This window comes from Streptomyces sp. NPDC047869 (assembly GCF_040704065.1).
GTDB lineage: Bacteria > Actinomycetota > Actinomycetes > Streptomycetales > Streptomycetaceae > Streptomyces.
This window is the reverse complement of record NZ_JBEYRK010000032.1, coordinates 15224-28216: the sequence shown is the minus strand read 5'-3', so window position 1 is coordinate 28216 and position 12993 is coordinate 15224. Positions and strand designations below refer to the sequence as shown.

The window sequence follows — 12993 nt, the reverse complement described above, 5'->3', positions numbered from 1 at the left end:
TTCGCGGGTAGGGAAAGGGCATGATCGGTACGGACCGATCGGCACGTGGGGGAGACTGGCCCCGCGGACGCGGACGACGAGGAGGCCCGAGGCATGACACGCCCGATCACGGCAGGGGTGGACGGTACGGAGGAGAGCCTGGCCGCGCTTGACTGGGCGGCCAGGGAGGCCGTGCGCCGGGGGCTGCCGCTGCGTGTGGTGCACGCCTGGCGCTACGCCGAGGCGCTCGCCACGGCCGACCGGGACACCCAGCACGGCTGGGTGTCCGAAGGGGTGCGGGAGGCCGTGCGCACCGTCGCCGGCCGGCACCCGGAGCTCGCCGTGGACGTGGACGTGCTCGAGGGCGGCGTCGCGGACGCGCTGACCGACGCGGCCGCCGGGTCCGAGCTGCTGGTGCTGGGCTCCCGCGGGCACGGCCCGGTGATGGGCTTCCTGCTGGGCTCGGTGGGCCGGCAGGTGATCGCCGAGACGGCCCGGCCCGTGGTCCTGGTGCGGGCCGGCGACCGGGCGGCGGCGGAGGCCGCCGGGCGGGACGTCGTGGTCGGCCAGCACGGCGGCCCGGAGGACAGCGCGGCCGCGCTGCGGTTCGCGTTCGAGACGGCGGCCGTGCGCGGTGCCACCGTCCGTGCGGTGCGCGCCTGGACGCTGCCGCCGGTCTTCGCCTACAGCCCGGGCTCGCTGAAGCTCCTGGACGAGGCGGGCGGCCTGGAGCCGTACGAGAAGCAGGCCCTGGCCGACGCGCTCGGCCCGTGGCGGGAGCGGTTCCCGCAGGTGCCCGTCGCCGAGCACGTCGAGATGGGCAGCGCGGGGCAGGTGCTGCTGTCGGTGGCCGGGCGGGCCCAGCTCATGGTCGTCGGCCGGCGGTCCCGCCGTACGGCCGTGGGCGCCCGGATCGGCTCGGTCGCGCACGGCGTGCTGCACCACGCCGAGTGCCCGGTGGCCGTGGTCCCGCACGAGTGACCTACTCCGGCGTCGTCGGCTCCAGGGTGGTGCGCGCCCTGGGCAGGACGTTGTCGATGTAGTCGGCGACGGCGGTGTCCAGGCCGATGTCGTGCTGGGCCCGTTCCGACAGGTACCAGCGGTGCTCCAGCAGCTCGTGGTAGATCTCGGCCGGGTCCATGGAACCGCGCAGCCCGAACGGCACGGCGCGCACGGTGGGCCGGAACACGTCCCGCACCCAGCGGTGGGCGAGCACCTCGGGGCGGGCGGCGAGGGGGTCGCCGGGCGCGTAGTCGTCCTGGGTGGCCATCCAGCTCTCCAGGTCGTTGAGCAGCCGCCGCGCCTGGTTCTCCTCGGCGTCGAGGCCGGTCAGCCGCAGCAACTGCCGCTGGTGGTGGCCCGCGTCGACGACCTTGGGCACGAAGGCGACCGTGTCGCCGCCCGAGGAGTGCTCGATCTGCATCTCGGCCACGTCGAAGCCGAGGTCGTTGAGGCGGCGTATCCGGCGTTCCATGTAGTGGTACTTGCCCGCCGGGTACACCGAGGTGCGGGTCAGCTCCTGCCACAGGCCGGTGTAGCGGGTGCAGATCTCGTGCCCGAACTCGACGGGGTCGACGGAGGGGTGCAGCGCTCCGGACGCCTCCAGGTCCAGCAGCTCGCCGCTGATGTTCACCCGGGCCAGGTCGAGGTCGTAGTCCCGCTGCCCGGGGCTGAGCGCGGGGTGCAGGTCGCCGGTCTCGGCGTCCACCAGGTACGCGGCGTAGGCGCCCGCGTCCCGCCGGAAGAGGGTGTTGGACAGCGAGCAGTCGCCCCAGGCGAACCCGCTCAGATGCAGCCGGACCAGCAGCACCGCGAGGGCGTCCATCAGCCGGTGCATGGTCGCCGGGCGCATGGTGGTCTCGAACATCGAGCGGTACGGCATCGAGCCGCGCAGATGCCGGGTGATCAGCACCGGCTCCAGCGGGGCGCCGGCGCCGTCGGTGCGGCCGGTGACCACGGCGAGCGGGTCGACGGCCGGGATGCCCAGCCGGTCGAGGTCCCGCAGCAGCTCGTACTCGCGCAGCGCGGGCCGTTCGGCCAGCTCCTTGACGGCGATCACCTCGTCGCCGGCGCGCGCGTAGCGCACGACGTGCCGGGAGATGCCCCGGGGAAGTGGTACGAGGATCTCCTCGGGCCACTTCTCCAGCGGTACGCCCCACGGCAGTTCGAGCAGGACCGCCGGGTGCTCCGGGTTCGTGGCGCTGATCTGCAATGCCATGGGACGAACCCTAAGGCCCGCCCCCGTCAGCGGGACTCCCGTCTCCTGGCCCCGCCCGGCGGCGGCGCGCAGCGGGCCGCCGGACGCGTCACCGCACCCCGTGCGGGCGGAACTGGACGCTGATCCGCGGGCCCGCCGCGTGGGCGGTCTTGGGCACGCAGTGCTCCCAGGTCCGCTGGCAGGAGCCGCCCATCACGATGAGGTCGCCGTGCCCGAGCGGCCGCCGGACGGCCGGGCCGCCGCCTCCCACGGGACGCAGCAGCAGATCCCGCGGCGCGCCGACGGACAGGATCGCGACCATCGTGTCCTGGCGGGCGCCGCGCCCGATCCGGTCGCCGTGCCAGGCGACGCTGTCCCGCCCGTCCCGGTAGAAGCACAGCCCGGCGGTGGTGAACGGCTCGCCCAGCTCCTCGGCGTAGCGGGCGGACAGGGCGTCCCGCGCCTCGGTGAGGACGGGGTGCGGCAGCGGGTCGTTCGCCGCGTAGAAGGCGAGCAGCCGTGGGACGGCCACCACGTTGTCGTACATCTTGCGGCGCTCCGCCCGCCAGGGGACCTCGGCCGCCAGCTCTTCGAACAGGGCGTCCGCGCCGCTCAGCCAGCCCGGCAGCACGTCGATCCAGGCGCCGGAGCCCAGCTCGGTCCGGCGCAGCCCGTCGAGGGAGCCGAGCCGCAGCTCGTCGGTCTGGTCGAACAGGGAGCCCTGGAGGTGCGTGGCCATGCGCCCACCCTACCCCTTAATCGAAAATATGTTCCCCAGGGGTGCTCGCGCACCGGCCCGGGCTGTGCTCTTCTGTACAGGCCCTTTCGATACATCGATGTATCGGATACATTCCCGTATCGAAAGGGAGGTCCGCCATGACGGCCGAGGACGACCCGGCCCGGCGCGTCACCAGGCGGCGGGCCCGGACCCGGGCGAACCTGCTCGACGCCGCCTTCGCGGTGTTCGCCGCCAAGGGGTTCGGCCGGGTCTCCATCGAGGAGGTCTGCGAGACCGCCGGCTACAGCCGGGGCGCCTTCTACTCCAACTTCGCCACCCTGGACGAGCTGTTCTTCGCCCTCTACCGGGAGCGGGCCGACCTCATCGCCGGCCAGGTGGCCGACGCGCTCGCGCAGGGCGGGCCCGATCTGGACGTCCCGGCCTCCGTGGACCGCGTGACCGAGGTCCTGCTGCTCGACGTGGACTGGCTGCTCGTCAAGACCGACTTCCTGGTGCACGCGGCCCGTGACCCGGCCGTCGCACAGGCCCTCCTCGACCACCGTGCCCGGCTGCGCGAGGCCGTCGCCGACCGCCTCGGCCGGGCCCGGGGCCACACCGAACTGCCCGCCGTGCTCGGCGACGCCGACGGCGCCGCCCGCGCGGTGGTCGCGGCCTACGACGGCGTCACCACCCAGCTGCTGCTGGACCGGGACGTCGACGCCGCCCGCGGCTGGCTGAAGCAACTGCTCACCGCCCTGCTGACCGACGGCAGCGGCACCCCCGAATGAGTCGCGGACGGAAGGACACGGAGCCCATGGCCGCCATGGACGCGGACGTCATCGTCGTCGGAGCGGGCCTCGCCGGCCTGGTCGCGGCGCACGAACTCAACCGCCGGGGCCGCACGGTCGCCCTGGTCGACCAGGAGAACGCCGCCAACCTCGGCGGCCAGGCGTTCTGGTCCTTCGGCGGGCTCTTCCTCGTCGACTCGCCCGAGCAGCGCCGGCTCGGCATCAAGGACTGCCTCGACCTCGCCTGGAACGACTGGCAGGGCAGCGCGCGGTTCGACCGGCTCGCCGACGAGGACTCCTGGGCGGCGCGCTGGGCCCGCGCCTACGTCGAGTGGGCGGCCGGTGAGAAGCGCTCCTGGCTGCGCGGGCACGGCATCGAGCTGCTGCCCACCGTCGGCTGGGCCGAGCGCGGCGACCTCAGGGCCGGCGGCCACGGAAACTCCGTGCCCCGCTTCCACATCGCCTGGGGCACCGGCACCGGCGTGGTCGAACCCTTCGTCGAGTACGCCCGGCAGGCCGCCCGGGACGGACTGCTCACCTTCCACCACCGCCACCGGGTCGACGAGCTGGTCATCGAGGACGGCACGGCGCGCGGGGTGCGGGGCACCGTGCTCGCCGCGGACGACTCACCGCGCGGCGCCCCCTCCAGCCGCGAGCGCGCCGGCGACTTCGAACTCACCGCCCAGGCCGTGATCGTCACCAGCGGCGGCATCGGAGCCGACCACGACATCGTCCGCCGCTACTGGCCCGAGCGGCTCGGTACACCCCCCGCGGAGATGGTCACCGGCGTCCCGGCCTACGTCGACGGCCGGATGCTCGACATCAGCGCCGAGGCGGGCGTGCGCCTGGTCAACCGGGACCGCATGTGGCACTACACCGAGGGCCTGCAGAACTGGGACCCCGTCTGGCCCGGCCACGGCATCCGCATCCTGCCGGGCCCGTCCTCCATCTGGCTCGACGCCCTCGGCCGCCGGCTGCCCGACCCGTGCCTGCCCGGCTACGACACCCTCGGCACGCTCGAGTACCTGCGCACCACCGAGGACATCGCCGGCCACGACCACTCCTGGTTCATCCTCACCCGGAAGATCATCGAGAAGGAGTTCGCGCTCTCCGGCTCCGAGCAGAACCCGGACATCACCGCCAAGGACCGCAAGGCCGTGCTGCGTGACCGGCTGCTGGGCAAGGGTGCCCCGGCCCCGGTGCGGGCCTTCCTCGACAAGGGCGCGGACTTCGTCACCGCGGGCACCCTGGAGCGGCTGGTCGAGAAGATGAACGCCCTCACCGCCGAGCCGCTGCTGGACGCGGCCGAGGTGCGCCGGCAGATCGAGGCCCGCGACCTGCAGATGGCCAACCCCTACAGCAAGGACTCCCAGGTCCAGGGCATCCGCAACGCCCGCCGCTACATCGGTGACCGCCTCGGCCGGGTCGCCTCCCCGCACCGCATCCTCGACCCGGAGGCGGGCCCGCTGATCGGCGTCCGGCTGCGGGTGCTGACCCGCAAGACACTCGGCGGCATCCAGACCGACCTCGACTCCCGGGCCCTCGGTGCCGACGGCAACGCCATCGAGGGGCTGTACGCGGCGGGCGAGGTGGCGGGCTTCGGCGGCGGCGGTGTCCACGGCTACAACGCCTTGGAGGGCACCTTCCTCGGCGGCTGCCTCTTCTCGGGCCGCGCGGCGGGACGGGCGGCGGCGAAGCAGACGGGCTGACGACGAGCGGGGCCCGGACCGCGGGGCCGTACTCAGCCGCGCAGCAGCCCCACCAGCACGGAGACGTGGCTCTGCTCCGGCGCCTTCGACGCCGTGAGCAGCGTCACCCGCCCCTCGCGCACCGACTTCCGCAGCCCGTCCAGGAGTTCGGCGGCCTCGGGAGCGGCGAGTTCGGCCTCGTAGCGGCCACGGAACTCCTCGAAGGAGCCCTCCCCGCCGTGGAACCACTTGCGCAGCTCGTTCGAGGGAGTGAGCCCCTTCAGCCACTCGTCCACCTGAGCCTCGTCCTTGGACACCCCGCGCGGCCACAGCCGGTCCACCAGGACCCGCAGCCCGTCGTCCGCCTCGGGCGGTTCGTAGATCCGGCGCACGCGCACGCTCACGGTCGGGGCCCCTCTCGGGTCGCGGACGGTGCTGCGAGCGTACCGCCGTGCGGGCGGCCCACCGGGCGGCGACGCGGCGTGACTTGACCGGAAAGAGGGCGAAACCGGATCGGGTCCGCGCCTACTCTTCTGGCGAAACGATCTTTCACCCCCCCAGGAGGAGCGCCCGTGACGCCACCGCGCAGACAGGTCCCCAGCCGACGTACCGCAGTTCTCCGCCGCGAGGCGGTCCTCGCCACCGTCCCCGTCGCCGTGGCGGCGCTGCTCGGAGCCGCCGGCCCCGCGGCGGCCGGCACGACCGGCGCCGCCGGCGCGGGCGACCCCTACTTCCCGCTCAGCGGCAACGGCGGCTACCACGTAGGCCATTACGACCTGACGCTCCGTTACGACACCGCCTCCCGGCACCTGGACGGCACGGCCGTCCTCACCGCGCGCGCCACCCAGCGGCTGACCCGCTTCGACCTGGACCTGTCGGGCCTGAAGGTCACCGGCGTCACAGTCGGCGGCCACCGCGCGGCCTTCCGCCGCGACGGCCAGGAGCTCGTCGTCACCCCGCCGCACACCCTGCGCGCGGGCCAGAAGTTCCGGGTCACCGTCTCCTACCACGGCCCCCCCGGCCCGGTCACCGACCCGGACGGCTCGGCGGACGGCTGGATCCCCACCGACGACGGGGCGTTCGTCGCCGGGGAGCCGCAGGGCGCGATGACCTGGTTCCCGGCGAACAACCACCCCAGGGACAAGTCGTCGTACGACTTCACGATCACGGTCCCTGAGGGACGCACCGCCGTCGCCAACGGCGTCCTGCGCGGCACGCGCACCGCGCACGGCCGCACCACCTTCCGCTGGCACCAGGCCGAGCCCATGGCCGCCTACCTGGCCACCGCCACCGTCGGGAAGTTCCAGGTCGAGCGGTACACGACCCGCGACGGCGTCCAGGTGTACAACGCCGTCGACCCGCGCGAGGCGCACGCGGCGGCGCCCGTGCTGAAGAAGCTGCCCTCCGTGCTGGAGTGGGAGAGCAAACTGTTCGGACCGTATCCGTTCCGGGCCGCCGGGTCGGTCGTCGACCACGCGCCCGACGTCGGCTACGCCCTGGAGACGCAGAGCCGGCCCCTCTACGACTCGGCGCCCGACGTGAGCACCCTGGTCCACGAGAACGCCCACCAGTGGTTCGGCGACTCGGTCTCGCTGACCGCCTGGAAGGACATCTGGCTCAACGAGGGCTTCGCGACCTACGCCGAGTGGCTCTACGCGGAACAGCACGGCGGCGACAGCGCGCAGAAGGCGTTCGACGACCTCTACGCCCGCCCCGCGAGCAACCGCCTGTGGTCCTTCCCACCCGGCGATCCGGGCAGCGGGGAGAACATCTTCGACACACCGGTCTACGCCCGTGGCGCGATGACCCTGCACGAGCTGCGCCGGGCCGTCGGCGACCGGGACTTCTTCCGCATCCTGCGTGCCTGGGCGGCCGGGCACCGCACCGGGCACGGCACCACCGCCCAGTTCACCGGACTCGCCGAGCGGGTGTCCGGCAAGAACCTGGACGGTCTGTTCCACACCTGGCTGTACGAGCGGGGCAAGCCCGGCCGGGCCTAGAAACGGTCGCACCGCCGGGGCGGGTCTGCTCCGGCGGTGCGAGTGCGGGCACCGGCCTCGAATCGCCGGTGCGGGGGCGGGTGCCCGGCGTCCGGTTCAGCCGGAGCGCTGCCGGGAGCGCACGCGGCGCCTGAGCGCGCGGCGCTCCGTCTCGGTCGTACCGCCCCAGATCCCGATGGACTGGCCCGTGTCCAGGGCCCAGTCCAGACACTGCTCCCGTACCGGGCAGCCCCCGCACACCGCCTTCGCCTGCTGCGCCTGCACCTGCGAAGGCCCGGTGGTGCCGATAGGGAAGAAGAGGTCGGGGTCCTCGTGACGGCACGCGGCATGTTCGCGCCAGTTGTCCATCGAAGTCTCCTCCGGTCTGAGTCGTCCGTGCCAGTCGAATGCGTTCTTCCAGTTCGGGTGACCGGTCGGGGCGGCATGAAACAGGGAGCCGGAGTTTTCGGGCGGCGCGGGCCGCGTCCCGGTCACTGCTCGCGCATGCCCCACGGGGAGCCGTACGCGGTCAGCAGGTTGAGGAACGGGCCGGCGGGGAAGGCCTCCGGGCCGAGGACGCCCGTACCCGACCAGGCGCCGGTGGCGAGGAGTTCGAGGGCGACGACCGGATTGACCGCCGTCTGCCACACCACCGCCTGACACCCGTACTCCGCCATGGACCACTGGTTGTCGACCACGTGATACAGGTACACCTCGCGCGGCGCCCCGTCCTTCGTGCCGCGCACCCAGGTGCCCGCACAGGTCTTGCCGCGCATCCGCTCGCCCAGCGTCGCCGGGTCCGGCAGGCACGCGGCGACCACGTCCCGCGGCGAGACCGCGACCGGCCCGTCCGGGCCCGGCACGGTCACCGGTTCGGTGCGGTCAAGTCCCAGGCGGTGCAGGGTTTTCAGCGTCTCGACGAACTCCCGGCCCAGCCCGTACTTGAAGGTGACGCGGTCCGCGCCGACCCAGCGCGGCATCAGCAGCACCTCCTCGTGCTCCACGTTCACGCACTCCACCGGCCCGATCCCCTCGGGGAAGTCGAACACCTCGGGCTCGCTGAACGGGGCGGTGGTGAACCAGCCCCGCCCGGTCTCGTACACGACCGGCGGGTTCAGGCACTCCTCGATGGTGGTCCAGATGCTGAACGAGGGCGCGAAGTCGTAGCCGTCCACGGTGAGATCGGCGCCGTCGCGGACACCGATCTCCTCGACGGTGTCGAAGAGTTCGTCGGTCGCGTAGCGGGCGAACACGTCCGACAGGCCGGGCTCCACCCCCATGCCGACCAGGGCGAGCGCACCCGCCTTCTCCCACTCGCCGGCCAGCGCGAACTGCTCGTCACCCAGCTTGACCCCGCACTCCTCGTACGGCCGCTCGGGGTGCGGCCGGGACAGGGACATCGCCATGTCGACATAGGTCGCGCCGGCCGCGCGCGCCGCCCGGAACAGAGGCATGACGAACCGCGGGTCGGTGGCGTTGAGCAGCACGTCGCAGCCGTACCGGGTGAGCAGCGCGGCGACCCCGGCCTCGTCGGCCGCGTCCACCTGTTCGGCGCGGAACCGGGCACCGGCCTCACCGAGGGCCGCGACCGCCGCCCCGGCCCGCGCGGGGTCGTAGTCGGCGACCACCATCAGGTCGAGGAACGGACGCCGGGCCGCGATCCGGGTGATGGCGGTGCCGACGCCGCCGGCTCCCACGAGCAGTACACGCATGACGGAAACTCCCTGCCTGACACGAACGGAAACAGTCACGAACGGAACGGAACGGAACATCGGGGCAGGCGCGCCTTGCCCGGAATCCAACGCCGGACGGTGGCGTAAGGTCAATGGCGTTGGCATAAGCCGCGCGGAGGCAGGAGGGAGCCGCTGTGCCCAAGCCCGTCGTGCCCGAGGACAGGCGCCGTCGGCGCCGTCCGACCCGGAGTGGCACCGTGCTGTCCGAGACACTCATCGTCGCGACCGCGCTCAGGCTGCTGCGCGAGCACGGCAGCACCGGGCTCACCGCCCGCCGCCTCGGTCTCGCCCTGGACTGCGATCCCAGCACGCTGTACCGGTACTTCCGGGGCATGGACGAGCTGACCCTGGCCATCGGCGACGCCCTCATCGGCGAGGCGCTGGCCGGCTGGGAGCCGACCGGGCGGTGGCGGGCGGACCTGCGGACGATCGGGCTGCGCATCCACGGCGTGTACGTCGCGCACCCGCAGGCGGCACTGCTCACCGCCAACCGGGTCACCGGCCGCGCCCATGAGCTGGCCGCCGACGAGGCCGTGCTGGACGTCCTGCGCTCGGCCGGGTTCTCCCTGCCGGAGACGGTCCGCGTGTACCACGCCTTCATCGACCAGACCCTGGCCTTCGCCGCCCTGGACTCCGCGTCACTGGCCCTGCCCAGCGCCTCCCAGCGCGCCGACGAGGACAAGTGGCACTCCACCTACGCCCGCCTGCCCCACGACACCCACCCCCGCATCGCCGAGGCGGCCCCGCTGCTGGCCCGGCGCATGGTCACCAGCGCCTATCCGACGGCCCTGGAGATGCTGCTGGACAGTGCGGCCGGACGGCTCGGCGCCCAGCGGCCCTGAGGACCCGGACCGCGCCGGCCGTCCGCCCGGATCACCGGCGCAGCGCCCCGGCCGCCGTCCGTGTCACCGCCTCGGCCAGTGCCGCCAGGGCGGGGGAGTCGAGCTTCCACTGCTGCCAGTACAGGTTGACGTCCACACTCCGGTCCGGCGCCAGCAGGACGAGGCGGCCCGCGGCCAGCAGCGGACGGGCCTGGGCCTCCGGGACCATGCCCCAGCCCAGTCCCGCGGCGACCGCCTCGGTGAAGCCCTCGGAGGTGGGCACGTGGTGCCGCAGCGAGCTCGCGGCCCCGCGGCCCAGCTGTCTGACGAAGCCGTCCTGGAAGTCGTCCTTGCGGTCGAAGGCCACCACGGGCGCGTCGGGCAGCAGATCCGGCAGGGGCCCGTCCAGATACCGCTCGGCGAACTCGGGCGCGGCGGCCGGCAGATAGCGCATCCGGCCCAGCGCACGGACCGAGCAGCCCGGCACCGGGTCGGGCGAGGAGGTCACCGCCGCCATCACCAGCCCCTCGCGCAGCAGCGCGGCCGTGTGGGCCTCGTCCTCCCGGTGCAGTTCGAAACAGAGCCCGGGCACCTGGGTGAGTGCCCCGAGGAACCAGGTCGCCAGCGAGTCCGCGTTCACGGCGACCGACACCCGCGTCGGTTCCCCGGCACCGCTCAGCCCCAGCTCGCCGCGCGCGTCCCGCTCCAGCCGGGCCAGTTGCCGGGCGAACCGCACCAGCACCGCCCCGGACTCCGTCGGCCGCACCGGCTTGGTGCGCTGGAGCAGCACCCGGCCGGTGCGCTGCTCCAGCGCCTTGACCCGCTGGCTGACCGCCGACGGCGTCAGGTGCAGGGCCGCGGCCGCCGCGTCGAACGTGCCCTCGTCCACCACGGCGAGCAGCGTCCGCACCTGCTCCAGGGGAAGCTCGGTCATCACGAGAGCTAATGCTACGTAAAAATCTTCAGCTGTACGCGTGGTGCTCGACTGGCTAGCGTCGAGGGCATGAACCACGCCCTGACCGCCGCGGCCGCCGGATTCGGCACCGGGCTCTCCCTGATCGTCGCCATCGGCGCCCAGAACGCCTTCGTCCTGCGGCAGGGGGTGCGCCGGGACGCCGTGCTCGCGGTGGTCGGGATCTGCGCCCTGTCCGACGCGCTGCTCATCGCGCTGGGCGTCGGCGGCGTCGGTGCGGTCGTGGTGGCCTGGCCGGGCGCGGTGCGCGCCGTCGGGATCGTGGGCGGCGCGTTCCTGCTCTGCTACGGCGCCCTCGCCGCCCGCCGCGTCCTCAGGCCCGGCGACGGACTGCGGGCGGAGGGCGAGGCGGCGGGCTCCCGGCGGCGGGCGGTGCTCACCTGCCTGGCGATGACCTGGCTCAACCCGCACGTCTACCTGGACACCGTGTTCCTGCTCGGCTCCCTCGCCGCCGACCGCGGCCCGCTGCGCTGGACCTTCGGTCTCGGCGCGGCCCTCGCCAGCCTCTGCTGGTTCGCGGCCCTCGGTTTCGGCGCCCGGCTGCTCGGCCGGCTCCTCGCCCGGCCCACGGCCTGGCGGGTCCTGGACGGCCTGGTCGCGGTCACCATGCTGGCGCTCGGCGCCGCCCTGGTCCTCGACGCCTGACTGTTCCCGCCACCCGTGAACACTGGCTCAAGAGGTGGTTAGGCAGCCTCAGGAGTTCTGCGATAGTGGGGCCTCGAATCGAAAGATGTATCGAGCAACCTCTGACGAGCGACCAGGAACTCCGTGGACACCAGCGAGAGCAGCGACACCGAACCACAGACCACCGGCACCGGACCCGACGGAGCCACCGATGCCGGCGCCCCGGCCGCGCCCGCCCCGCCCGGGCGCGGCTGGCGCCGCTGGGCGATGGACACCCGGCCGCTGCGCATCCCGGCCTTCCGGCGCCTGTGGTCGTCGACCGTCGTCACCGCCGTCGGCAGCCAGCTGACCGCCGTCGCCGTGCCCAAGCAGATCTACGACATCACCCACTCCTCGGCCTGGGTGGGCTACGCCAGCCTCGCAGGCCTGGTGCCCATGGTGGTGTTCGCGCTGTGGGGCGGGGCGGTCGCCGACACGGTGGACCGGCGCAAGCTGTTGCTGGTCACCAACGCCGGGATCGCCGTGACCTCGGTGCTGTTCTGGGCGCAGGCCGTCACGGGCCTGGACTCCGTCGTCGTGCTCATGCTGCTGCTCGCGCTGCAGCAGGCGTTCTTCGGCCTCAACTCCCCGGCCCGCAACGCCTCCATCGCCCGCCTGGTGCCGGCCGCGGAACTGCCCGCGGCGAACGCGCTCGGCTCGACCGTGATGCAGACCGGCCTGGTCGCGGGACCGCTGCTGGCCGGTGTGCTGATCCCGGTCATCGGGCTGCCCGAGCTGTACCTGATCGACGCGCTGGCCCTGTGCGTCACCGTGTGGGCGGTGTTCCGGCTGCCCGCGCTGCCACCGCTCGGCGAACGGCCCGCCCGGCGGGCCGGAGTGCGCGAGATCGCGGCCGGCTTCCGGTACATCTCCGGGCACAAGGTGCTGCTGCTGTCCTTCCTCGCCGACATCGTGGCCATGGTTCTCGGCATGCCCCGCGCCCTGTTCCCGCAGCTCGCCGCGGAGACCTACACCCCCTGGGGCGCGGGCCTGGCGCTCGGCGTGCTGTTCGCCGGGGTCCCGGTCGGCGCGGTGCTCGGCGGACTGTTCTCGGGCGTCTTCTCGCGAGCGCGGCGGCACGGCTGGATGGTCATCGGCGCGGTCGTCGGCTGGGGCGTGGCCATCGCCGGGTTCGGGCTGAGCGGCAACCTCTGGTTGGCCTTCGCCTTCCTGGCCGCCGCCGGTCTCGCCGACATGATCTCCATGGTGTTCCGCGGGGCCATCCTGCTGTCCGCCGCCACCGACGACATGCGCGGCCGGATGCAGGGCGTGTTCACCGTGGTGGTCGCGGGCGGCCCGCGCCTGGCCGACGTGCTGCACGGCACCGCCGGCTCGGCGTTCGGCGCCAGAACCGCGGTGGCGGGCGGCGGCGTCCTGGTCGTCGTGGTGATGCTGGCGCTGGCCGCCGCGGTGCCGGCCCTGCGCCGCTACCGGATCTGACGCGACGGGCCACG

The 12993-nt window shown here is 73.6% G+C and carries 13 protein-coding genes; 7 read left to right on the top strand and 6 right to left on the bottom strand.

Features of this window, described 5'->3' with window-relative positions; all coding sequences use genetic code 11:
- Positions 1-93 precede the first annotated feature (93 nt).
- Positions 94-960 carry a universal stress protein gene (locus tag AB0924_RS30960; RefSeq protein WP_366913133.1) on the top strand — a complete coding sequence of 289 codons (867 nt, stop codon included), beginning with the start codon at positions 94-96 and terminating at the stop codon, positions 958-960.
- A gap of 1 nt (position 961) precedes the next feature.
- Here AB0924_RS30960 and AB0924_RS30955 read toward each other — a convergent pair whose 3' ends face one another.
- Positions 962-2197: a DUF4032 domain-containing protein gene (locus AB0924_RS30955; protein WP_358939854.1), complete on the bottom strand. Its 1236-nt coding sequence runs from the start codon at positions 2195-2197 to the stop codon at positions 962-964.
- 88 nt (positions 2198-2285) lie between these two features.
- Positions 2286-2915, bottom strand: coding sequence for an alpha-ketoglutarate-dependent dioxygenase AlkB (locus AB0924_RS30950; protein ID WP_358939856.1), 630 nt, complete (start codon positions 2913-2915; stop codon positions 2286-2288).
- A gap of 137 nt (positions 2916-3052) precedes the next feature.
- Between AB0924_RS30950 and AB0924_RS30945 the strand changes: the two genes are divergently transcribed.
- Together AB0924_RS30945 and AB0924_RS30940 are read left to right on the top strand one after the other, a co-directional pair.
- Positions 3053-3682, top strand: coding sequence for a TetR/AcrR family transcriptional regulator (locus tag AB0924_RS30945; protein WP_366913132.1), 630 nt, complete (start codon positions 3053-3055; stop codon positions 3680-3682).
- A gap of 35 nt (positions 3683-3717) precedes the next feature.
- Complete coding sequence (locus tag AB0924_RS30940) at positions 3718-5391, top strand: FAD-binding dehydrogenase (RefSeq protein WP_358939907.1); 1674 nt, start codon at positions 3718-3720, stop codon at positions 5389-5391.
- A gap of 32 nt (positions 5392-5423) precedes the next feature.
- Here the strand turns inward: AB0924_RS30940 and AB0924_RS30935 are convergent, their stop codons facing one another.
- A complete protein-coding gene (locus AB0924_RS30935; protein WP_366913131.1) occupies positions 5424-5774 on the bottom strand; it encodes a DUF488 family protein in 351 nt (116 codons plus the stop codon).
- Positions 5775-5942: 168 nt separating this feature from the next.
- Between AB0924_RS30935 and AB0924_RS30930 the strand changes: the two genes are divergently transcribed.
- Entirely contained in the window at positions 5943-7370 is a 1428-nt protein-coding gene (locus AB0924_RS30930) for a M1 family metallopeptidase (protein WP_366913130.1), read from the top strand.
- A 96-nt stretch (positions 7371-7466) separates the two neighbouring features.
- Here AB0924_RS30930 and AB0924_RS30925 read toward each other — a convergent pair whose 3' ends face one another.
- Both AB0924_RS30925 and AB0924_RS30920 read right to left on the bottom strand, forming a co-directional pair.
- A complete protein-coding gene (locus tag AB0924_RS30925; RefSeq protein WP_358939864.1) occupies positions 7467-7718 on the bottom strand; it encodes a WhiB family transcriptional regulator in 252 nt (83 codons plus the stop codon).
- 122 nt (positions 7719-7840) lie between these two features.
- Positions 7841-9061 carry a saccharopine dehydrogenase C-terminal domain-containing protein gene (locus AB0924_RS30920; RefSeq protein ID WP_366913129.1) on the bottom strand — a complete coding sequence of 407 codons (1221 nt, stop codon included), beginning with the start codon at positions 9059-9061 and terminating at the stop codon, positions 7841-7843.
- A 155-nt stretch (positions 9062-9216) separates the two neighbouring features.
- On the opposite strand from AB0924_RS30920, the gene AB0924_RS30915 reads away from it, so the two are divergent.
- Entirely contained in the window at positions 9217-9924 is a 708-nt protein-coding gene (locus AB0924_RS30915; RefSeq protein WP_358939869.1) for a TetR/AcrR family transcriptional regulator, read from the top strand.
- Positions 9925-9955: 31 nt separating this feature from the next.
- On the opposite strand, the gene AB0924_RS30910 is transcribed toward AB0924_RS30915, so the two are convergent.
- Positions 9956-10840, bottom strand: a complete 885-nt coding sequence (locus tag AB0924_RS30910) for a LysR family transcriptional regulator ArgP (RefSeq protein ID WP_366913128.1) — start codon at positions 10838-10840, stop codon at positions 9956-9958.
- A gap of 66 nt (positions 10841-10906) precedes the next feature.
- On the opposite strand from AB0924_RS30910, the gene AB0924_RS30905 reads away from it, so the two are divergent.
- Together AB0924_RS30905 and AB0924_RS30900 are read left to right on the top strand one after the other, a co-directional pair.
- Positions 10907-11521: a LysE/ArgO family amino acid transporter gene (locus AB0924_RS30905; RefSeq protein ID WP_358939874.1), complete on the top strand. Its 615-nt coding sequence runs from the start codon at positions 10907-10909 to the stop codon at positions 11519-11521.
- Positions 11522-11644: 123 nt separating this feature from the next.
- On the top strand, positions 11645-12979 hold the full coding sequence (locus AB0924_RS30900; RefSeq protein ID WP_366913127.1) for an MFS transporter: 1335 nt from the start codon (positions 11645-11647) through the stop codon (positions 12977-12979).
- The last annotated feature ends 14 nt before the right edge of the window (positions 12980-12993 follow it).

Bases quoted from the DNA above. Each gene is read 5' to 3' on its own strand.
- AB0924_RS30960 (WP_366913133.1), top strand. From the start codon at position 94: ATGACACGCCCGATCACGGCAGGGGTGGACGGTACGGAGGAGAGCCTG.
- AB0924_RS30955 (WP_358939854.1), bottom strand. From the start codon at position 2,197: ATGGCATTGCAGATCAGCGCCACGAACCCGGAGCACCCGGCGGTCCTG.
- AB0924_RS30950 (WP_358939856.1), bottom strand. From the start codon at position 2,915: ATGGCCACGCACCTCCAGGGCTCCCTGTTCGACCAGACCGACGAGCTG.
- AB0924_RS30945 (WP_366913132.1), top strand. From the start codon at position 3,053: ATGACGGCCGAGGACGACCCGGCCCGGCGCGTCACCAGGCGGCGGGCC.
- AB0924_RS30940 (WP_358939907.1), top strand. From the start codon at position 3,718: ATGGACGCGGACGTCATCGTCGTCGGAGCGGGCCTCGCCGGCCTGGTC.
- AB0924_RS30925 (WP_358939864.1), bottom strand. From the start codon at position 7,718: ATGGACAACTGGCGCGAACATGCCGCGTGCCGTCACGAGGACCCCGAC.
- AB0924_RS30920 (WP_366913129.1), bottom strand. From the start codon at position 9,061: ATGCGTGTACTGCTCGTGGGAGCCGGCGGCGTCGGCACCGCCATCACC.
- AB0924_RS30905 (WP_358939874.1), top strand. From the start codon at position 10,907: ATGAACCACGCCCTGACCGCCGCGGCCGCCGGATTCGGCACCGGGCTC.